Here is a 20,301-nt window from a genome sequence, read left to right on the forward strand (position 1 = left end):
TCGTGCGCTTCCTGCTTTCTTTTCACCGTGGGCGTGCAGAAAGACTCAAAAAGACTGCGAGTCTCGCTCGGTTATACCAAATGACATGCCACATGATGCTCCGGGCCGACTTCGCGGTAAACCGGCACTTCCGTCCTGCACCTATCCGCAGCAACCGGACAACGGGTATGAAACTTGCAGCCTTGTGGAGGATTAGCCGGGCTTGGAATATCTCCTTTTAGAAAGATTCGCTCTCTCGTTATCGTAGGGTCTGGAATCGGTACAGCCGACAGCAGCGCTTTGGTATAGGGGTGGAGAGGATTTTTGAACAGCTCGTCGCGAGGCGCCATCTCCACTATCGAGCCCAGATACATGACGGCCACCGATGAGCAGATGTGCTCTACCACGCTTAAATCGTGAGAAATAAACAGGTAGGTCAGGTTTTGCTGCTGCTGCAAATCAGAGAGCAAATTAATGATTTGCGCTTGAATCGACACGTCGAGAGCAGAAACCGGCTCGTCCAGCACAATAAAGTCCGGCTGCAGGATGAGCGCTCTGGCAATCCCGATCCGTTGTCTTTGCCCGCCGGAAAATTCATGCGGGTAGCGGTCGTAGTGGTACGGTGCCAAGCCGCAAATATTCAGCACCTCCAACACCTTCTCGCGAATTTCTGCCTTCGAGCACAGCCCGTGATCGACGACAGCCTCGCCGATCGCCTCCCCGACTTTCACCCGTGGATTTAACGAGCTGAACGGGTCTTGGAACACATATTGCATCTTGGGTCGCAACTTGCGCAGCTCTTTAGGGGGCAGCTGATGGATATCCCGACCATTATACAGAACATGGCCCTCGGTCTTGTCGTACAGCCTGATAATCGTCCGGCCGGCTGTGCTTTTTCCGCAACCGGACTCACCGACAAGCCCCAAGGTTTCTCCTCTTTTCATGGTAAAACTGATCTGGTCAACCGCTTTTACGTGCCCGATCGTCCGCTGAAACACTCCGGAGCGAATCGGGAAATACTTTTTCAAGTCTTTCACTTCCAGGATGACATCGCTCATTTCGATCCCTCACCTTCGTACAGCCAGCAAGCCACTTTGCTGTCAGCCCCATCCTTCTGTAAGGCAGGCTGACTTGCACGGCAAATGTCCATCGCATGTTCGCAGCGGTCGCTGTAGTGGCAATTTTCACCCAGACCGATCGGATTGGGGACCTGGCCCGGGATCGTGAACAAGCGCTCTTTTCTTTGTCCGATTACCGGTTTGGCGAGCAACAAGCCTTTTGTATAAGGATGACGCGGATTCTTGAAAATCTCCTTTACCGGCCCTTCCTCGATGACCTTGCCCGCGTACATCACAACCACGTAATCGGCCATTTCCGCAACAACTCCAAGATCGTGGGTGATGAGCATGAGCGACATGTTCCGGTCCTTTTTCAATTGCCGGAGCAAATCGAGAATTTGCGCCTGGATCGTGACGTCCAAGGCTGTCGTCGGCTCGTCGGCAATCAGCAGCTTCGGATCGCAGCTAAGAGAGATTGCGATCATGATGCGCTGCCTCATCCCCCCGCTCAGTTCATGCGGATAGCTGTCAATAATCTGGTCGGCACGGGGAATTCCCACCTGTTCGATGAGCTGGATCGCTTTTTTCCGGGCCTCGCTTTTGGATAGAAGCGTATGCTCGATCAGCGGTTCCATGATCTGGTCCCCTACTGTCAGAACCGGATTCAGCGACGTCATCGGCTCCTGAAAAATCATGGCGATCTCATTGCCGCGGATCATTCTCATTTCGCTTTCCTTGATCTTCAGGAGGTCCCGGCCTTCAAACAAGATTTCTCCGCCCACGATCTTCCCTGGAGGGGAAGCGATCAACCGCATCAATGACATGGCGGTGATGCTTTTTCCGCACCCGGATTCACCGACGATGCAAACCGTCTCTCCAGCTCGGATGGAAAAGCTGACGTCATTCACAGCTTGTACGACACCGGCTTCTGTGTAGAAATACGTTTTCAAATTGCGAAATTCAACAAGTGTACTCGACATATGCAGCTTCTCCTACCTTTTCTGTTTGGGATCAAAGGCGTCCCTCAATCCGTCACCGATGAAGTTGATCGAAACGACGGTAAGCAATATGCACACCCCAGGCGGAACCCAGAGCCAGGGCCTGTTCTGGAAGTCAATCATATTGTTTGCTGCCGAGATCATCTGTCCCCAGGACGGGGTAGGCGGTACTACGCCAAGACCGAGAAAGCTAAGCGTAGATTCGAGAAGGATCGAGTTTGCTACACCCAGCGTCGCCGCAACGATGATGATGGGTACCGTATTGGGCAGCAAATGCCTGAAAATTTTCCGTCTGTCCCTCAGCCCGAGCACTTCGTTGGCCAGCATGAATTCCTGCTCCTTCAAGCTGAGTACCTGGCTTCTGACGAGACGCGAAAGACTCATCCAGGCGATCATTCCGACGATGAACATGACCAGATAAATCCGCTTGTCCGGCGGAAACTTCAAATCAGACAGAATAGCGCCAAGCGCCACGAGAATGGGCAGCGTGGGAATCGCATAAAGAATGTCTGCCAGGCGCATGATCACCGAATCGACAAAACGGCCGTAATAGCCCGCAATGGCTCCCAGCGTCCCGCCGACCAAGACGATGATCGAAGCGGCGACGATCCCCACCAGCAAGGATACTCTTCCAGCTTCCATTGTCCTCAAAAGCACATCCCGGCCGAGCTTGTCCGTCCCGAGCCAATGAGTTTCGTTCGGCGGAAGATTGGCGTTTCTGACCGAAATCTTCGCGTCCAGATGAGAAGAAAAATAGGGACCGATAAACGAAAACAGAAACATCAGCGTAAGGACAATCATCCCGGCCAAAGCCATCTTGTTTTTGAACAGACGGCGGAAGGCACTGCGCCACGGGGAATCGGGTTTGATCTTTTTGGCTTTGAGTTCGACTTGGACGTCAGCAATATTGTGGCTCATCTCTATCCCCCCTACCTGTTCCGGACCCGCGGGTCTGCTACGCCGTACATCAGATCAGCCAGGATATTGGCAACGATCGTCAGTACAACCAGCAGCATCGTAAAGCCCATCAAGAGCGGGTAATCCCTTTGGAAGATTCCGTCCAGCACAACCCGGCCGATGCCTGGCCAGTTAAAGATGCGTTCGGTAATGATCGCCCCGGAAAATAAACCGGGAATTTCGAGGGCAAACAGGGTAATCAAAGGCAGCAATGCATTTCGCAGCGCGTGTTTGAAAATGACGACGCGCTCCTTCAATCCCTTGGCTCGGGCTGTACGAACGTAATCCTGCCTGATGACTTCCAGCATATTGGTCCGAAAGTATCTGGTCAGCGAGCCGATATTCAGCAAGGTCAAAACAATGACCGGCAATGCCAGATGTTTCATCACGTCCCAAAAATCGGCCCAGCCGGTAAGGGTGCTCCCTGTCGACCGCATGCCGCCCAGCGGGAATATCTGATAATCGACGGCGAAGAACTTCAGCATAAGCAATCCCAAAAAGAAGGATGGAAAAGACATCGCCATAAAAACAATCAGCGTGACTGCAGAATCGTAAATCGAATATTGTCTCAGCGCGGCCATAATGCCGACGATGGATGCAATGATCCATTGCAGCACCAGAACGATGATGGCAATCAGAAAGGAATTCCACATAAATGTGTTTATCACGCTCGTCACGGGCTGGCGATGCAGGACAGATTCGCCAAAATTTCCCGTGAGCAGATTGCCCATCCAGGTGAGATACTGCTTGTAGAGAGGTTGGTCAAGCCCGTGCAGGGCGCGTATCTCATCGAGCCGCTCCTGGGTCATATTGGCGTCAGCCGACATCTGGGTGACAAAGTCGCCAGGTGCCAAGGTAAAGACGAGAAAGACGAGAATAGAGGCGCCGATCAGGGTCGGGATGCTTTGGATAAGTCTGCGGATAAGGAGCTGCTTCATGATTTCCTCCCCTCTTATGCAAGCAATATGCTCAGCATAGCGCCGAGCATATTGCGAATTGGTGAAATTATCAAATATTTTTAGTTAATTTGAACTTCGTTTAGTGACTCTGAGAAGTATTTATAAGGAGAAATCACAAAGCCGGAAAGTCTGGAGCTGATCGTATTCAAATTGTAGCGTTGGTACATAAAGAGCACCGGAATATCGTCATTGATGATCTCGTATGCTTCCTGGTAAATCGCTTTGCGCTTGGCCTGGTCAAATTCTTTCAGACCAGCCTCAAGCAGTTCATCCACTTTGGGGTTGGAGTAGGCGTCTTTATTCGATCCGCCTTTGGAGTGGAACAAGCCGTACGGATCAGGGTCTGTGGAAAGTCCAACGGCCAGGAACGCCATTTCGTGCTCTCCCTTGTTGCGTTTGTCGATGACAGCGTTGAATTCCAGTTGTTCGGCGATAAATTCAATCCCCAGTTCCTTGTAGTTCTCTACCGCAATCGGAATCAGGGCATCATTCACTTCATTTGGAGTCGATGCGGAGAACTGGATCGTGAACTTTTGGCCGTCCTTGTAACGGTAGCCGTCGCTCTCCAGCTTCCAGCCTGCCTCATCGAGGAGCTGTTTCGCTTTTTCCGGATCGTAGCTGTACTTCGTCAGCTTGGACTCGTCCGGATAACCCCACGAAAGCTTGGATTGCGGCACGTCAATGACTTCTGCATACCCTTGCGAATACGCGTACACCACTTCTTCGCGGTTCAATCCGTACATCAGTGCTTGTCTGACGCGTTTGTCCTGGAACTTCGGCAGCTTGTGATTGATCGCAATATAGCCATATCCATTGTTCAGGAGCATGTCAAGATCGACAAATCCCAGTTCCTTCAATGCTTCAACGTTGTCTGCATTTACGGAAATCGAGGCGTCAAAGTCGGTTGCACCCGTTTTCAGGCTTTGAATCTGCGTTTCCGCCGTCGTTGACTTGAAGATCAGATTTTTGACTTTCGGAGCGCCCTTCCAGTAGTTTTCATTCGCTACGAGACGGACTTCCTGTCCAGGGATAAACTCCTTCAGAATATATGGCCCGCTGCCCATAGGCTTCTGATGCAAGCTCTTGATATACTCCAGATTTCCTTTGGCGAAATCTTTTCCGTAATAGTGCTTGGGCAGGACAAAAATCTCAGTGCCGAGCAACAGCAAAGTCGTTGCGTTTGCTTCTTCCACCTGAACTTGAATCGTCTGTGGATCAATTACTTTTACGCCCTCGAGGCTGGTTGCGTTTCCATTTTTGTATGCGTCTTCGCCTTTGATTTTGGCCTTTGACAGGTTCGACCTGCCGTCGTATTTGGGGTCCAACAGGACGTGATAGGCGAACGCGACATCCTCTGCCGTTACGGGCTTGCCGTCGGAGAATTTTGCTCGTTTGTCGATATGGAACGTATATGTCAATCCGTCGTCGGAAATCTCCCATTTTTCCGCAAGTCCCGGAATCACAGTGGCATCTTTTGCTACCGACAGCAATCGTTCGGTTACTGCTTCAATCACATACCGGTCATAGACTGTGTTGTAAAACCAGTAGTTGAAAATGCCTTGCGGGTCTGTGATGCCGAGCACCATCGTATCTGTGCGCTGCTTCGCAGAATCCGGCACTTTCGAAGGATCTGTCGCCTTGATATAGCCCAGCTCTTTCTTTTCACCGGCTTTCGTTTGCTCTTGCTGGTTTTGCTCTGATTGGTTCGGTTGCTGCTGATTTTGTTCCGTCGGCTGTGCTGCAGGCTGGGTGCAAGCGGACAGAAGCAGTGCCCCGGTAAGCAGGGAGCACAAGAATAGAGAAAAAGACCTTTTCTTCACTTAATTTCCCCCTTTTTGAATTTTCTCATAACATTTCCATTATAAGCTATAATCTGGAAATCAGAAAGGATATTCTTGTTGATAAAAATATGTCTTGTAGAAATGTGTCCTTTGGGGCTAAAAATAGAAAAAAAAGAGAGACGAAAGTCCCTCGCAATGAATCACTCTATGTTTTCGTTTGCATCCCCTGTCGCTAAAAACAACGGGGCAAAGTCTTCCCATTCCAGCATGCTCAGCGTATCGCGTGTCCATTCCGCTGCCTGCTTGCTCGTTAATCTTACCGCTTGATTTTGCATCGCTTCCTGAACGAGATTTTGGACGAGCCTGCCGTTCCCGTGCAGCTGATGGCTTGCGGCTGCCCGCTCCAAATAAGTCCGGATCGTTTCCACCGTTTTGTCGTGAACCAGATAGCCCCTTTGATATACCGCCAGCCGGAGCATTTGCACCAATTCATCCGTAGTGTAATCCGGGAACGGAATGTACTTTTTGAAACGCGAGTAAAGTCCCGGGTTGCTTGCCATAAATCGCTGCATTTCCAGAGGATAGCCTGCGAGAATGACCACCAGATTTTCTTGGTGTCTGGTCATTTCCTCCACTAACGTATGGATCGCTTCATGGCCAAAATCCGTTTCGCTTCCTTCGGCCAAAGCGTAAGCCTCATCGATAAACAGGACACCGCCCAACGCTTCGCGGACCTTCCTCCTGGTCAATGCCGCCGTCTGGCCTACATATCCGGCAACCAGATCAGCCCTGCCAACTGTAACCAGATGTCCGCGTTTCAAGTAGCCGATTTCTTTCAACCTTTCGGCATACAAGGCCGCAACCGTCGTTTTTCCGGTTCCCGGGTTCCCCGTGAATACCGCGTGGAGTTCAATAGGCAAGGCAGGCAGCCCGATCGCACTGCGCTTGCGCTGAACGTCCACAAACGATGAAATCTTCAACAGCTCCGCCTTTACTTGCTCCAAGCCGATCAAATTGGATAGCTTTTCCCAGGCACTATCAGACTTCTGCTCGCCCCGCTTGGGCAGAACATCCTCCTGGCTGAGAATGGTAAAATCATGCCAATCCAGCTCTTTTTCACCATCCACCTCTCGTCCTTTGGCAAAAATGGCGTCCAGAACAATGTTTTGAACCGTACGGGCATTGCCAAAGGTATGGTCTACCTGAGCCTGTTCGATACGCTCCCGGAGAGCAGTGCGAGTTTCTGTTGTCAGCGTAAAATCATTGCGGCTCGCGACTTGCTCGGCAATGAGCAGAAGCTCTTCCGTACTGTAATCGGGAAGAAGAAAATGTCCTGTTTCCGGAAAGCGGCTGCGGAGTCCGGGATTAGCGTACAGAAACTGCCGCATTTCCTCGGGATAGCCGGCCATCATGACGACAAAACGGCCTGCGTACTCGCCGCCGGTCATCGCTGCAACCAGCGTATCGATGGCTGCCTGCCCGTAATCGCTGCCGGAGCTGTCCGGCCGCTTCAGGCTGTAAGCTTCATCAATAAACAAGACGCCGCCCTCCGCCCGTTTTACGGCATCCATCACCTTCTGCTCTGTCTGTCCCACGTATGCCCCCACCAAATGAGAGCGGTCCACCTCGACGACGTCTTCGCGCTCCAGCAAGCCAAGCTCGTGATAAAGTCTGGCGATGAGTCTGGCCAAAGTCGTTTTCCCCGTTCCCGGATTGCCCATGAAAACGAGGTGGAGCGGAATTTGGTCCCGCATATGCCAACCTTTCTCCTCCCGCATTTGGCGATAGCGGAGAAAGTTTGCCAGCGAGCGGACCCGATCCTTGATTTCCTGCAAACCGATCAAAGCTTCCAGCTCTTCCAGCGCAGAAAGTTTCCCTACCGGCTCGTCAGCGGCATCAGCCTCGTTATTTGTATCAAACAGTGCCGCCCTCTTTTCGTTCTGAGCAGCCAATGCCCGTATCGCTTCCTGCAGAGACGCAAGTGATTCACCGGAATAAAACAGCCCGCGCAGGGAAGCAGCGTACTCCTCTGCACGCTCCAGCATTACCTCTAGCAGCCGCTTTCTTTCTGCGTACAAAGCCCCTAGTACGGCCAATCTCTCAGCCGTTTCGCTTTCCCCGACCCGTCTTGCAGCTTCCCCGGCTTCAGCCGCCAGTTTGCGCCACCCGTCCAGCTCCACCAGCTCTGCTCGGCCTGCTTCCTGGAGAATTTCCAAGTTTTTGCGTCGGCTGACAGCGTTATCAGTCTCGCGCACAGATGGATAGCCTTGCTGAAACCGATGTTCTTTCAGTTGCAGCTCGTACAGCCGAAGACGGCATTTCAGAGCCAATTCAAAGGAGGGATCCAGCGAGATCGCTCTGTCCAGCCACTCCGCCGCCAGCGTATGGCCTCCCGGCTTTTTCATTCGCTTGGAGGCAAGCAATGTCAGAACGACCGCTTCCGCTTCGCTGGTACGAGCAAATTGACCGTTTTTTCGCAAATCCTCGACCAATTGCAGCGCGGACAGAAGCTCACCCTCTGTCACTTCTTTTGTATCATGAGGTTGGTCCCGCCACATCCATATTTGTTTCAGACTGTCCGGTACGTTCTGTTGCTGCATCGAAGGTCCTCTCCCATCCGTACAATCAGTTTCACCTCCTGTTGTATCATATTTTGAGCAAAGTGAAAAGAACAGGAACCTTTGGAAGGCTTTATTCCTTGATATTGTCTGCTGAATTGTACTGATACAGGTCGTGGAAACAGAGAAAGACAGCCTGACTCACGAAGAGCGGCTGCCAGTCATTTTTACCTTGACGCTATACATCGATATGACCCAGTTCCACGTCAGCCTGGAAATGGGCTTTTGCCGCTTTAAATACATCCTCCTCGGAATCCGCAGCGATTTTAAACATCGTGATCAGCTTGTCTCCGCTCAGCACCTGAACATTGTACTGGGCGTCTCCGTCATATGTAGCGGCAAACTGGTATTCCCTTCCGTTCACTTCTATACATTGTTCCATTGTCGGCACACCTCCTGCTATAGTGTGTCACGATTCGATTTCCATCATGTCGTTTCCACCTTTATTTGCAACAGGCAAAATATTTCCAAAGGTAGGATTAGTCAACAACGCCACTCACAGTCTTGGAGGGTACCAAAGAAATTTGGTGCTTTATACAGGACTACAATAAGGTAACAACATAGAGTAAGGAGGGTGCTGTGAGGAACTTTACGATATGGTCAATTGTATGTTTGGGAGCCTTCGCCATTTTGTTTTGTTTATTATCAAATGGTATGCTTTCTCCTTCAATGGGCAAATTTTTCTTGGTTTCAGTGATTTTGCTTCCGTTGTTAGGCGTCATTTTTGGAGCTATAAGTGATGGAGGCTTGCTAAAGTGGGTACTCATCTTATTAAACGTATTTGCATTGGGTTCAATTATTTTTCTTCTTTTATTGGGATTTGGCATGGGAGAAGCGTGAAAACGACTTACGAATATTTGGGTAGCCTTTTGCTATCCTTTTTTATTTTATTCCCTACCCAAGTACAGCCAATGGAACTAAATCCCGCTTCCCTAATATCCCACTGTCATTGCACTGCCCGCAGGCCGTATATCGAAATGATCCTTCATGCCTTAGCTGGATAAGGGATAGCTTTCTGTCCTCAACAGAGGCTACGGAATACCCGATCGTTCATGGAGTGCATAACTATGCTCGGCGCAGATAACAAGCATCATTCAGCACATACGTGACAACTCGTATTTCGCTCCTTCAGTCGATCATGTATATGTATACTAACCAAATGGCATATGTTAATATTTGGATAGATAAAACATATCAGGGGCGATATAAATGTTGAGACGTATACTGATAGGCTTGGGTGTTTATCTAGCAGGATTTATCGTTGTGGGGTTAACTGTTTCTATTTTTAATGATTCACCTCAGTTTTCTTTCATGCGAGCAATTGTCTTTTCGATTTTGTATCTTTAAGCTGTAATTGCTGTCTGTGCTTCATTTGTGTTAGGAAAAACAAACAATAACTAATGTTGTGTTTATAGAGGCTATTCGTCGGTGCAGCCCCCTGTTACCTCAAGTATTCTGCCGTTAATCAGATACAGTGATACTGTCGAAAGAATGCGCATGCTTCAGAGTAAGGGCATCGTCTATACATGGTATAATTTGGTCGAAATGATCTTGAGTTAAAGGATGATTTTATGGATGTTTTTCCACCCTTGTTGGTTAGCTTTATGCTTGCCGTCTTACTATACAGACTCAACAAATACAGGCTTACTCGATATAACCGTGAAAATATCGGGATAGCATTATGTAGCCTGCTTATAAGCTCCTATATTAAGACCAAACTTGTTTTTGTAACCATAACTGTTATTTTCGCAATCTTGTTGGCATCTTTTATTTGGGGACTTGCTAAGGAACTATAGAGATTGTTCGAACAAGCATGTCTGTGACGACATCATTAGGGGCAAACGAATAATGTACGTAAACCGTGTCCTTCATAGCACATGTATGACTTCATTGTAATAAGTCCGCTGAAATATCCTTATACGAATCCTTTTTTGCTACATCAGCAGTTTGAAAAGATTAAAGACTACATCCATAAAGGGGGCAACCATGAAACTTGAATACTTGTTCTTTACCCTTTCTTGCTCTATTTTTTTGTACTGGATCGTCACCAATGCTTTAACAACCTCTGATCCATCTATTACGTATTTCTTATCTTTAATAGCTTCCCAACTCTTGATACGACCTTTATATAGCTTCAAACATGCTAAACCTCATGTACAGAGTCACCATGATGGAAAAGAGTCAATGGAACGTAATTGAGATTCTATTCCCGGCTTTTTTCTGTTCGCTCACTCGTGTACTCTGTACTAGAGGAGTGATTGTGTTGGAAAAATCATTTTACTATCCGGTCCCTTGGGGTGACGTTGCCTTTTTGAAAGAAGCTTTGATTGCCATGGAACTGCCTTTTCGTATTGAACAGCCTTCCGTTCGATTGCAGTTGGCACCTGGTGAAGTGGCGATTGTATTCAGTGATATGCATATGAGAGATTACAACGCTGTTCGGGAGCTGTTTGGAGATCATGGGAAGCGTTATCCACAGTAGGCTGTTACCCTCCGATCCAGGTTGGTCGCTGGCACCACTTTTTTCTCCCTCCATTCAGGCTATCGCGTACGAGAAAAACCCGAGACCTTTCACAAACTAGATCCTCTCTCCCCATATTTTCCGCCGCAGCAGAGTATGGACGATAAAAGAAATCCCACTCAAAATTGTGCTTGCCCGCCCCATAAAGGTTTTCCAGCTTTTCTTGATCGATCGATGCCGCCGTTTGGATACTCCTCCACACACCTGTGCACATTAATGGTATTGAGGAGGTGACCAATTCATGGTAAAACGAGATGAACGAGAAACACCTGCAGCTATGACCATTAATCAAGCATCTGAAGCCATTCAAAGCACTTCCCCAGACGAATCTGCTGCAATTGAACGAGAACAAAATCAAATGTTCTCGGCTCCTGGGGAGCGTGCAGCGGAAAACGAAAACCCAGCCGATTAATAGCTTGCCTTCACCTAAAGGTGGAGGCTTTTTAAACACTCTTTCACTCTTTCTCATGATGCAGCTGGCAGCTCTACTCATAGCTGCCAGCCGTTCCTCACCTTAACCCCGAAATTGGAATTAATAGCTGGTCATTGTTCTGCCAGCGATATAGTTATACCATTTTCGTGAAAAATGTGAATATTCCCGTTTTAATAGATTTACAATAAGTGGTTTGAATGGTAATATTTATACATAACCAAAAATCAGGAGGTTATTGTGTTGAAAAAATTTGCTCAAGCTGCTTTATTCGTATTACTATCTACAGCTTTTGTCATTCCTTCACATGCTCTGGCTACTAGTACCCAACAGTCTTTGGATGCGGTTTCCCCTACTGCGACAACAACACAAGTGGCAACTTTTACGAACCTAACCAAAGGTACCAGATTTCTCGACTCCGAATGGTTCTATCTTAATACACCTGGTTATATTACAGTTAATGTAACGCAGAGTAATAAATCCTACACCCCCATCATGTACTATCGAATATTAAGAGATAATCCTGATGGCACCTCTACTTTCTTTGGCACTGCTGAGATTACTGGAGAGGGCTCCTTTAGTTTCACAAGCAAGAAAGAATTGCCTATTGGCCAATACTACATTCGGTTTAATAGCAACCAATATGGGAAGACGTCTGGAACCATTTCTGTCACTACTCCATAACTCCCCCTTTCGTTATTGAGGCTTTCTGATGAAGGCCTCTACTCTTATTTTTTGCATTTCCATTGAATTACTGTGATACGTTATTATATGAGTCTGTTTTATTTTTTACCATCCCTGAAACTCGTTTCCCGCTTAGATCACCCCCTCCCTACTATCTGTTCTGCTCGCCGATCAGTCGCTTTTCTCCCGCTGCCAAGTGTCACCGTACACACGCCTGCAATGACCAGGACGATCCCGATACACTGGACCCAGGTCATGCTCGAGCCGTAAAAAAGAACGGCGATCCAACAAGCATTGATCGGCACCAGGTTCATGTAGATGCTGGCTTTGCTGGCTCCGAGACGGTGAATACCCTGATTCCAGAGAAAAAAGGCGAGAATCGTCGCGAAAATCGTCATATAAGCCATTTCTCCCCATGCTTGACCGGACATGTGCGGTACACGATCCCAGCCGCCCGCTGTAAAGGACCATACGATGAGAAAAAACGCGCCTGCCATCGTTGTCGACGCAGTTGTCAATAACGGCGATACCCCTTTCATCACGACCTTGCCGATCAAGCCGTAAAGCGCCCAGCATAGGAGCGCCGACAGAAACAACAAATCACCTGCATTAAACGACAAAGAAGTCATCGCTTCCCACGAGCCCTTGACAATCACGAGGAAAACGCCGGAAAGCGACAACAGCAAGCCAATCCCAAGCTTCTTATTCCACGATTCCTTTAAAAACAAGACAGCCCCCAGCGTAATCAATACAGGGGAGTTCGCCATAATCAATGACCCGTTAATCGCCGATGTATAGGAAAGTCCGATAAAAAACAACGCATTGTAGGCGAACACTCCTGTGACTGACATTAACAAAAGGCCCAGCCAATGTTTTTTCATTTCCGCCACCTGCCACTCGCCGCGCAGAAGTGTAAAGACAAAGAGAATCAGACCGGCCGTTCCAAAACGAAAAGCGGCTGCGGTTATCGGCGGAACTTCCGTGATGACGTGCTGGGCCGCCCCGAAAGCCCCTCCCCAGAAAAGCGGAACGGTAAACATCCAAATGTATATGCTCCAATCTTTATTGGCTGTTTCGGTTTTCACTTCCGTTATCCCCTTTGCTGATCCGCCTTTTTTGACTGCTGCTATCCTGCTCCGCTCGTACCAACACCTCATACACCTCTTGCATCGGGCGCAGCCAGTTTTGTCTCATGATTGCTGCAGCCGTTTCACTGTCCCGATTCTCAAACGCGCGGATCATCCGTTCATGCTCAAGCACCGATTCTGTTTTGGACCCCACGGGTTGTTGCAGAAATACGTATTTCAAGCGGCGCACGTGGAGTTGCAGGATGGATGAAAATTGCGTAATGTACGGGTTGTCCGCAATCTCCAAGATCAAATCATGAAACTGTTCGTCATGCTCCATCGCTTGAAACAGCTGCTCCTCTCCGATCGCAGTCCGGTAATCGTTATTGACATCGACCAGCCTGCGGATATCTCCGGTCGCTATTTTCCTCGCAGCTTCTTCGGCAGCCAGCGCCTGAAGAGCGGCAAGCGGCGGGTATATTTTCGGCACGTCCTCTTTGGTTATGGTTGTGACTTTGGTTTCTCTGCCAGGGTACGTCTCGATGAATCCCTGGGTCTGGAGCAATTGCAGCGCTTCTCGGACCGGCGTCCGGCTGATTCCCAGCGCTTCCGATAACTCTGCATCGAATAATTGCTCACCCGGCTCCAGTGTTCCATCAATGATCCAGCGCTGGAGTTGGTGAAATGCTTTTTCTTTTGCAGACATCCGTACAGGTGATTGATATCCTCTCGGGATTGGCATGTGCTTACACCCTCTTTCTGATTTGTCAGAAATATATCGCATATATATTTCATTGTCAAGAACATGAGGACATTTCCGCCATGAAAACATCTCCTTGGAATGCAAAAACCCCCGGTGTCGGGGGTTCTCACGCGAAAGCTGCGCTTTTTTTAGACAGGTGAAAATTGTGAAAGGACGGTCGGCTGACGGAGCTCAGAACCGTTTGGCAAAGCGATGACCAGCGTGCCAGTTCCATCTCCTCCATCATCCTCCCAGCGGAATCCAAACGTCAGTTTCTTCGCTTCCGTTCCGTCTGAAAAAGCCGCCAGCAAGCTGCCCATCGTCTCGGGCAAAATCGGCACGGCTACCCGATTCCCTTGCTCATCCGGAATGGACAGGAGCTTGGGCGCATCTGCGAAATACTGAACCGTATCAGCGAGCAGGGATACTTGCTGCTGAGTCAATTGCGATACAAACGCTTCAAAAGGCACTCCCATTCCGATCATTCCTTTTCTGGGTCGTCAAACAAGCTTTGCTGGATCAGCGGTTTTTTCTCCTCACCGCGTGGAGCGGCCTGCAGCTCTTCACTGACTTTCGAGGAAGCGTCCTCCTCTTCGCCAGTCAGAACCGCTTCATATGCGACGCTGCGGACTTCTCCTTCGACTGCGGCCCTGCCAATACCGCCTTGTTCCGTGATGCCAACCTGTTCAGCCTGTACCTGTACCCACTCCTGTTTGTCTGTCAAGGCATAGAGGGTCTCTTCGACAGTCACGGCGACCACCATATGGGGATGCGTTTTCCGTTTGCGGATCAGCTGCACCCCTTTTCCGGCCCTTCCCTGCAAGGGGATGCTCTCCAAATAGGTGCGCTTCAGGGTCCCTTCTGCAGTCAAAATGCTGAATACCCGCGGATCTTTCTCTTCGATCGACAATACCCCGACCACATGATCGCCTGCTGCGAGGGTGATCGCCTTGACACCGCTGGAAGCCCGTCCAGTCGGGCTTACGTCGCTCTTCAAGAAGCGGATGCCCATCCCGTCTTTCGTGACGACGAGGAATGCTCCCTTCTCCTCCGCCGCAAACGCAGCGACATACTCATCCTCTTCGGATTTCAGCTTGGCCGCTACCAGCGCGCCGGAACGATTCGTTTCGTACTCGCTCAAAGCCGTTTTCTTCACGAGACCCGAGCGGCTCATGTGAACGATTTGCAACGGCTGCTTGAAGTTCTCCACGATCGCAAAACCGATTACGCGCTGATGCTTTTCAAGCGGAATGATGTTGACGAGCGCCGTGCCGATGTCTTTCCATTTGTCGTCAGGAATGGCATGCACCAACGTGGCAAAATACTTGCCATCCTGCGTGAAAAACAGCGCTGTATGGGACGTGTTCGTCTCGATGAAGTAACGGACCCGGTCTCCTTCCTTCACTCCACACGTATCGATCGTCCCTCCCATCGACTTGAACGAACGCGGACTTGTCCGCTTGATGTAGCCTTCGTTGGTCAGGGTGACGATGCAATCCTCCGCATTGATCTGCATGGCGATATCCACCTTGATTTCCTCGATCTCGCCCTGTATTTCTGTCAAACGTGGATCTGCGTACTTCTTTTTGATCTCGTTCAGCTCGGACGTAATTACCTGGATCAGCTTTTTCTCGCTCTCCAGGATCGATTTCAGCTCGGCAATCTCCTTGGCAAGCGTCTCCAGCTCTTTTTCCAGCTTGACGATGTCCAGGCGGGTCAAGGAAGCAAGCTGGATGCTTAGAATGGCATCGGCCTGCGGATCGGTAAAGCCGTACTTCTCCATGATGTTTTTCTTGGCATCGGCCCGATCTTCCGAGTCCATGATCGTATCCACGACCTGCCGCAAGATCGATTTCGCCCGAATCAGGCCTTCCACCACGTGCTCGCGCTTGGATTTTCGATCGAGGTCGTACTGGGTACGCCTGGTCACGACTTCCTTCTGGTGATCGATGTAGGCGACGAGCAGCTCTTTTAATCCCATCTGGCGAATCGTGCCTTCGTGAATGACGTTCATGTTGTAGTTGTAATAAATTTGCAAGTCGGTGTTTTTGTAAAGATAGTTCAAGATCGGTGTCTCATCCACATCCTTCTTGATGTCGATGACGATCCGCACCTTTTTCTGCTCCGCCTCCTTGCGGCCGGTCTCGTCCCGGACGGCAAGAGCCCCTTCGATTTTTCGCTCCATGACGAGCTCATCGATCTGGGCAACCAGCTTGGACTTGACCACGTCGTAAGGAATTTCCGAGATGACGATTTTCTTCACCTTGGCTCCCTTTGGCTCCTCGACATGGGTTCTGCCGCGGATGATGAACTGTCCGCGCCCTGTTTCAAAAGCCTTGCGAATGCCGGAGATCCCTTGGACGATTCCCCCTGTCGGGAAATCTGGCCCTTTTACGTAGGTCATCAGCTCATCCAGACTGATGTCCGGCTTTTTCATTTGAGCAATGGCCGCATCAATCACTTCGCCGAGATTATGTGTCGGAATATCCGTGGCAAACCCTACGGCAATCCCCGAAGCTCCGTTCACAAGCAGATTGGGGAAACGGGACGGCAGCACTGCCGGCTGCTCCGCCGAATTGTCGTAGTTCGGGATGAAGGTAACGGTATCTTTCTCGATGTCCCGCAGCATTTCGTTGGCGAGCGCCGAAAGACGGGACTCGGTATAACGCATCGCCGCAGGCGGGTCGGCATCGAGGCTGCCGAAGTTGCCATGCCCCTGAATCAGCACCTGGCGCATTTTCCACCATTGCGCCATGCGGACCATCGTTTCATAAATGGCGGCATCTCCGTGCGGATGGTACGTCCCCATCACGTAACCGACTGTTTTCGCCGATTTCCGGTACGGCTTGTCATGGGTGTTTCCCTCTTGGTACATCGCGTACAAAATACGGCGCTGCACCGGCTTCAAGCCATCGCGCGCATCGGGGATCGCGCGGGACAGGATGACCAGATTGGCATAATCGCCAAAGCGTTTTCCCATGATTTCCGCAAAGCTTTGTTCGATAATTTGATTGGACAGCATGCTTATTCATCCTCCCCCACTTCAAAGGTGACGTGGCTTTCAATCCACTCTCTGCGGGGCGGTACCTTGTCGCCCATCAGTACCGTCACCAGTTTTTCGCAGTGGGCCAGGTCTTCCAGTTGAACCCTGATCAGTTTGCGCGTTTCCGGATTCATCGTCGTTTCCCACAGCTGATCCGGATTCATCTCGCCCAAACCTTTGTAGCGCTGCACTTCTGCACCGCGGCCAAGCTTTTTGAGGGCTTGTTCCAGTTCGTAATCACTCCAGCAATATATCGATTCCGCCTTTCCCCGCCCCTCTTTTTTCACCTGATACAAAGGCGGCTGGGCGATATAGAGATGCCCGGCTGCAATCAGAGGCTGCATATAGCGGAAAAAGAAAGTGAGCAGCAAGGTCTGAATATGCGATCCATCGACGTCTGCGTCAGACATGATGATGATTTTGTTGAACGCGCAATTCTCGATCGAAAAGTCTTCGCCGATATCCGTTTCCAGCACTTCCAGCACTGTGCGGAATTCCTCGTTGGATAGGACATCGGAAAGCTTGGCTTTCTCTGTATTGAGCGGTTTTCCCCTCAATCCGAAGATCGCCTGAAATTCGGAGCTCCGTGCTTGCTTGGCCGAGCCTCCGGCAGAATCCCCCTCCACGAGGAACAATTCATTGCGCTTCGGGTCTTTATATTGCGGTGGAGCAAACTTCTCCGAAATGGACTTGCGTTTCTTTGTATTTTTGCTCTTTTTGTCTCCGCGCAAAGCCTCCCGCTGTTTTCGCAGCTCTTCCCTGATTTCTGCCGAACGAATGGCCTTGTCTACGAGCAGCTTTCCGACTTCCGGGTTTTCTTCCAGGAAAAAGCCCAGCTTTTCCGAGACGATCTGCTCCACGATTGTCCGCGCTTCTTCGTTCCCGAGTTTGTCTTTCGTCTGCGATTCAAACTGGACGTCAGCCATCTGCAAAGACAGAACCCCGAGAAAGCCTTCCCGCAGGTCGTTCCCTGTCAGGTTGGCGTCCTTTTCCTTCAGGTAGCCTTTTTTTCGGGCAAACTCGTTAAATACCCGGGTCGTCCCGTTGCGGAAGCCTGTCACATGCGTACCGCCATCCGTGGTCGGAATCGAGTTTACGTACGAGACGAGGGTCTCTGTGTAGCCGTCGTTGTATTGAAATGCAAGCTCCACGTAGACGTTATCCTTTTCCCCTTCGAAGTAAACGACCGGATGGAGCGTATGCTTGCCTTCGTTTAAATATTCGACATAGGACTTGAGGCCATCCTCGAAGTAAAATTCCTCCTGCTTTTTCTCCGGACCGCGCTCGTCGATCAGTACCATCCTCAGTTTCTTCAGCAAAAAGGCAGTCTCGCGGAACCTGTCGCGAATCAATTCATAGTCAAAGCGAGCGTTTCCAAAGACCGCTTCGTCCGGCAAAAAGCGAACCGTCGTACCCGTACGTCTTGTTTTTCCGGTAATAACGAGATCCGTTACCGGCTTGCCCACATGTTCATTTCCTGCCTCGTCCACGACATAGGCAAATTTTTGCTTGTGCACCGAGCCCTCGCGGTGAATCTCTACTTCCAGCCATTTCGACAGCGCCACAACCACACTGGAGCCTACGCCATGCAGCCCGCCGCTCTTTTTGTAGCCTCCGCCGCCAAATTTTCCGCCGGCGTGCAGGGTCGTGAAAATGACCTCGGGCGCAGGACGTCCAGTCTTGTGCATGCCGGTCGGAATTCCCCGGCCGTGGTCTTCCACGCTGACACTTCCGTCTTTATGTAAAGTTACAATGATTTTATCGTTAAATCCGGCTAACGCCTCATCCTTAGCATTGTCAACGATCTCCCACAAAAGATGGTGAAGACCGCGACTGCCCGTAGAACCTATGTACATCCCCGGCCGCTTGCGGACGGCTATCAATCCTTCTAGAACCTGAATGTCTTCTTCGGTATATCGGAGTGCATCTGTTTCCTTCAAGCGCTTTCTCCCCTCTACTTCTTTCACTGCAGTTCCGCCAAGGTCGCTGGCGAAGTCTCGTTATAAAAGCGAACACTTAATCGCTATTGTACCGTATGGAAACCATTGTATTCAATGTTTAGCCGCCATTTCGGACGGAAAAAGACTTGCGAATGCGTATATGCCGATCAAAAAAAATGTATCGAATCCCCAGTGCGGCTCGCTTTTGCCGACAATGCTGCCAGCAAACTCTCACCATTCAAAACGGTAACTGCTGACGAGTCATCGCGAATAGAGTGGTTCCGCGGGTGCTTGCGATCCATTTGGCGCAACAGAAAGCCATCTCACGCTGCGCGAGATGGCTGGTGACATGTTTTTTTGCAAAAGCCTACACAAGATTCTCCTGCCTGTCGGAAACGATTTCCTCCATATCGACGAAGTACCGGCCAGAACCGGTAAATTGCCCCAACGAGATTCTGCGGCAAACATCTGCGCCCACTGCGGCTCCCAGAGAAACAGACGAGGCAAGCTGGGGCCAGGTCATAATGCTCTTCCCCACCTCCTGCAAAGACGCCTTGAGCCGTTCAGACATCGTTTCATAACCGACGATTTTCAAAACGGCGGGAATCTTCTCCTGGTCGGACAACCCCTGCAGCCGGCTGTAATCCAAACCTTCCGCCAATCCGTGAAGGATGGGGCGGTCCGGCTCCAGATCAAAGCGTTCGACGTCCAATAATCCGCGGTCGCTCGTATCCATGACGACTGGTATTCCATGCAGCCGCGCTTTCTCCCTGGCGAGAATTTTAATATTGAGGCTGTCGCACTCATCTACGAGAATATCCAATTTGCCGCCATCCCATAAGAAGCGTTCGATATTTTCTTCTGTAATACCTTCCGGATAGCAAACTACCCGCAGATATGGGTCAATTTCCGCAATTTCCCTCGCCGTAATCACCCACTTGGGCAGCCCGAGCTGGAAGACACCGGCCCGGATGCGGTTTAAATTGGAAAGCTCCAATGTATCAAAATCGGCGATCCGGATTTCACCGCAGCTTCTTTCCATCGCCAAAGTCAGGGCGATCGATTGACCGACAGACAGCCCGATAACGCCGATGCTTTTTTCAGAGAGCCGCTTTTGCTCCTCCGCCGTTATTTTGTTGCGGTTCCGATTGGTCCGCACAAAAATGAAATCCTCTTCGTCCAGCAAGTGAACCAGCTTATTCCTCCACGGATAATACACCCATACCCCATGAAAAGAGATGGGTGTGGAGCCGAGGTACTCGTCCACCGCGGCAGACAGCTCCTCGGGCGAAAAGCGTATCCCTGCATGTTTCGCCTTGATCATCTCCTGCAATTGGGGACGCAGACGATCAATGACTTCCGGACGTTCCGTCTCCATCAGCTCGCTTACACGATGCTGGTCTTCGATTCGTGACAAGCGAAAAAACTCCGGACGCCAAACGAATCCCGTTTCCTCTTGCTTCGTTCCCGGGTGCCAATCATGGAATGAATGCATGCATAATCCCCCGCTTTCAGACGACTTGT

Annotated in this window: 17 protein-coding genes; 4 read left to right on the top strand and 13 right to left on the bottom strand. The window is 50.2% G+C overall.

All coding sequences use genetic code 11. From position 1 onward, the window contains the following. Positions 1-71: 71 nt before the first annotated feature. From NSQ24_RS14825 to NSQ24_RS14855, 7 genes are all read right to left on the bottom strand, one after another. A complete protein-coding gene (locus tag NSQ24_RS14825; RefSeq protein WP_003385652.1) occupies positions 72-1,037 on the bottom strand; it encodes a dipeptide ABC transporter ATP-binding protein in 966 nt (321 codons plus the stop codon). Continuing rightward, positions 1,034-2,017 carry an ABC transporter ATP-binding protein gene (locus NSQ24_RS14830; RefSeq protein WP_003385653.1) on the bottom strand — a complete coding sequence of 328 codons (984 nt, stop codon included), beginning with the start codon at positions 2,015-2,017 and terminating at the stop codon, positions 1,034-1,036. The genes NSQ24_RS14825 and NSQ24_RS14830 overlap by 4 nt, the downstream gene beginning before the upstream one ends. Positions 2,018-2,029: 12 nt before the next feature. Then, the gene (gene opp4C, locus NSQ24_RS14835) at positions 2,030-2,953 is read right to left on the bottom strand and encodes an oligopeptide ABC transporter permease (RefSeq protein WP_003385654.1); all 924 of its coding nucleotides are present in this window, start codon (positions 2,951-2,953) and stop codon (positions 2,030-2,032) included. A gap of 11 nt (positions 2,954-2,964) precedes the next feature. Further along, positions 2,965-3,930 carry an ABC transporter permease gene (locus tag NSQ24_RS14840; RefSeq protein ID WP_003385656.1) on the bottom strand — a complete coding sequence of 322 codons (966 nt, stop codon included), beginning with the start codon at positions 3,928-3,930 and terminating at the stop codon, positions 2,965-2,967. An 80-nt stretch (positions 3,931-4,010) separates the two neighbouring features. Beyond that, a complete protein-coding gene (locus NSQ24_RS14845) occupies positions 4,011-5,771 on the bottom strand; it encodes an ABC transporter substrate-binding protein (protein WP_003385657.1) in 1,761 nt (586 codons plus the stop codon). Positions 5,772-5,932: 161 nt separating this feature from the next. Continuing rightward, complete coding sequence (locus tag NSQ24_RS14850; RefSeq protein ID WP_122958325.1) at positions 5,933-8,332, bottom strand: AAA family ATPase; 2,400 nt, start codon at positions 8,330-8,332, stop codon at positions 5,933-5,935. A gap of 196 nt (positions 8,333-8,528) precedes the next feature. Further along, positions 8,529-8,732 carry a hypothetical protein gene (locus tag NSQ24_RS14855; protein WP_003385659.1) on the bottom strand — a complete coding sequence of 68 codons (204 nt, stop codon included), beginning with the start codon at positions 8,730-8,732 and terminating at the stop codon, positions 8,529-8,531. A 197-nt stretch (positions 8,733-8,929) separates the two neighbouring features. On the opposite strand from NSQ24_RS14855, the gene NSQ24_RS14860 reads away from it, so the two are divergent. From NSQ24_RS14860 to NSQ24_RS14875, 4 genes are all read left to right on the top strand, one after another. Continuing rightward, positions 8,930-9,190 carry a hypothetical protein gene (locus tag NSQ24_RS14860; protein ID WP_171506740.1) on the top strand — a complete coding sequence of 87 codons (261 nt, stop codon included), beginning with the start codon at positions 8,930-8,932 and terminating at the stop codon, positions 9,188-9,190. Positions 9,191-10,610: 1,420 nt separating this feature from the next. Beyond that, complete coding sequence (locus NSQ24_RS14865; RefSeq protein WP_232425920.1) at positions 10,611-10,832, top strand: hypothetical protein; 222 nt, start codon at positions 10,611-10,613, stop codon at positions 10,830-10,832. A 280-nt stretch (positions 10,833-11,112) separates the two neighbouring features. After that, positions 11,113-11,283, top strand: a complete 171-nt coding sequence (locus tag NSQ24_RS14870) for a hypothetical protein (RefSeq protein WP_161785217.1) — start codon at positions 11,113-11,115, stop codon at positions 11,281-11,283. Between the two features lie 258 nt (positions 11,284-11,541). After that, a complete protein-coding gene (locus NSQ24_RS14875) occupies positions 11,542-11,985 on the top strand; it encodes a hypothetical protein (protein WP_227277621.1) in 444 nt (147 codons plus the stop codon). Positions 11,986-12,122: 137 nt separating this feature from the next. Here NSQ24_RS14875 and NSQ24_RS14880 read toward each other — a convergent pair whose 3' ends face one another. From NSQ24_RS14880 to NSQ24_RS14905, 6 genes are all read right to left on the bottom strand, one after another. Then, on the bottom strand, positions 12,123-13,070 hold the full coding sequence (locus NSQ24_RS14880) for an EamA family transporter (protein WP_024984162.1): 948 nt from the start codon (positions 13,068-13,070) through the stop codon (positions 12,123-12,125). After that, positions 13,048-13,794: a GntR family transcriptional regulator gene (locus NSQ24_RS14885; protein ID WP_081607691.1), complete on the bottom strand. Its 747-nt coding sequence runs from the start codon at positions 13,792-13,794 to the stop codon at positions 13,048-13,050. The genes NSQ24_RS14880 and NSQ24_RS14885 overlap by 23 nt, the downstream gene beginning before the upstream one ends. A 149-nt stretch (positions 13,795-13,943) precedes the next feature. Continuing rightward, complete coding sequence (locus NSQ24_RS14890) at positions 13,944-14,270, bottom strand: hypothetical protein (protein WP_024984160.1); 327 nt, start codon at positions 14,268-14,270, stop codon at positions 13,944-13,946. A 5-nt stretch (positions 14,271-14,275) separates the two neighbouring features. Further along, a complete protein-coding gene (gene parC / locus NSQ24_RS14895; RefSeq protein ID WP_172920493.1) occupies positions 14,276-16,816 on the bottom strand; it encodes a DNA topoisomerase IV subunit A in 2,541 nt (846 codons plus the stop codon). Positions 16,817-16,818: 2 nt separating this feature from the next. Further along, positions 16,819-18,777, bottom strand: coding sequence for a DNA gyrase subunit B (locus NSQ24_RS14900; protein WP_024984158.1), 1,959 nt, complete (start codon positions 18,775-18,777; stop codon positions 16,819-16,821). A 367-nt stretch (positions 18,778-19,144) separates the two neighbouring features. Beyond that, on the bottom strand, positions 19,145-20,272 hold the full coding sequence (locus tag NSQ24_RS14905; RefSeq protein ID WP_039070989.1) for an Rv1355c family protein: 1,128 nt from the start codon (positions 20,270-20,272) through the stop codon (positions 19,145-19,147). Positions 20,273-20,301: the final 29 nt, after the last annotated feature.

It is taken from the genome of Brevibacillus sp. FSL L8-0520 (assembly GCF_037963895.1).
GTDB classification, from domain to species: Bacteria; Bacillota; Bacilli; order Brevibacillales; family Brevibacillaceae; genus Brevibacillus; species Brevibacillus borstelensis.

What these genes read in the sequence shown, in the direction of transcription:
- NSQ24_RS14840 (WP_003385656.1), bottom strand. Translation starts at nt 3,930, where the DNA reads ATGAAGCAGCTCCTTATCCGCAGACTTATCCAAAGCATCCCGACCCTG.
- NSQ24_RS14890 (WP_024984160.1), bottom strand. Translation starts at nt 14,270, where the DNA reads ATGGGAGTGCCTTTTGAAGCGTTTGTATCGCAATTGACTCAGCAGCAA.
- parC (WP_172920493.1), bottom strand. Translation starts at nt 16,816, where the DNA reads ATGCTGTCCAATCAAATTATCGAACAAAGCTTTGCGGAAATCATGGGA.
- NSQ24_RS14885 (WP_081607691.1), bottom strand. Translation starts at nt 13,794, where the DNA reads ATGCCAATCCCGAGAGGATATCAATCACCTGTACGGATGTCTGCAAAA.
- NSQ24_RS14905 (WP_039070989.1), bottom strand. Translation starts at nt 20,272, where the DNA reads ATGCATTCATTCCATGATTGGCACCCGGGAACGAAGCAAGAGGAAACG.
- NSQ24_RS14870 (WP_161785217.1), top strand. Translation starts at nt 11,113, where the DNA reads ATGGTAAAACGAGATGAACGAGAAACACCTGCAGCTATGACCATTAAT.
- NSQ24_RS14830 (WP_003385653.1), bottom strand. Translation starts at nt 2,017, where the DNA reads ATGTCGAGTACACTTGTTGAATTTCGCAATTTGAAAACGTATTTCTAC.
- opp4C (WP_003385654.1), bottom strand. Translation starts at nt 2,953, where the DNA reads ATGAGCCACAATATTGCTGACGTCCAAGTCGAACTCAAAGCCAAAAAG.
- NSQ24_RS14825 (WP_003385652.1), bottom strand. Translation starts at nt 1,037, where the DNA reads ATGAGCGATGTCATCCTGGAAGTGAAAGACTTGAAAAAGTATTTCCCG.
- NSQ24_RS14850 (WP_122958325.1), bottom strand. Translation starts at nt 8,332, where the DNA reads ATGCAGCAACAGAACGTACCGGACAGTCTGAAACAAATATGGATGTGG.
- NSQ24_RS14855 (WP_003385659.1), bottom strand. Translation starts at nt 8,732, where the DNA reads ATGGAACAATGTATAGAAGTGAACGGAAGGGAATACCAGTTTGCCGCT.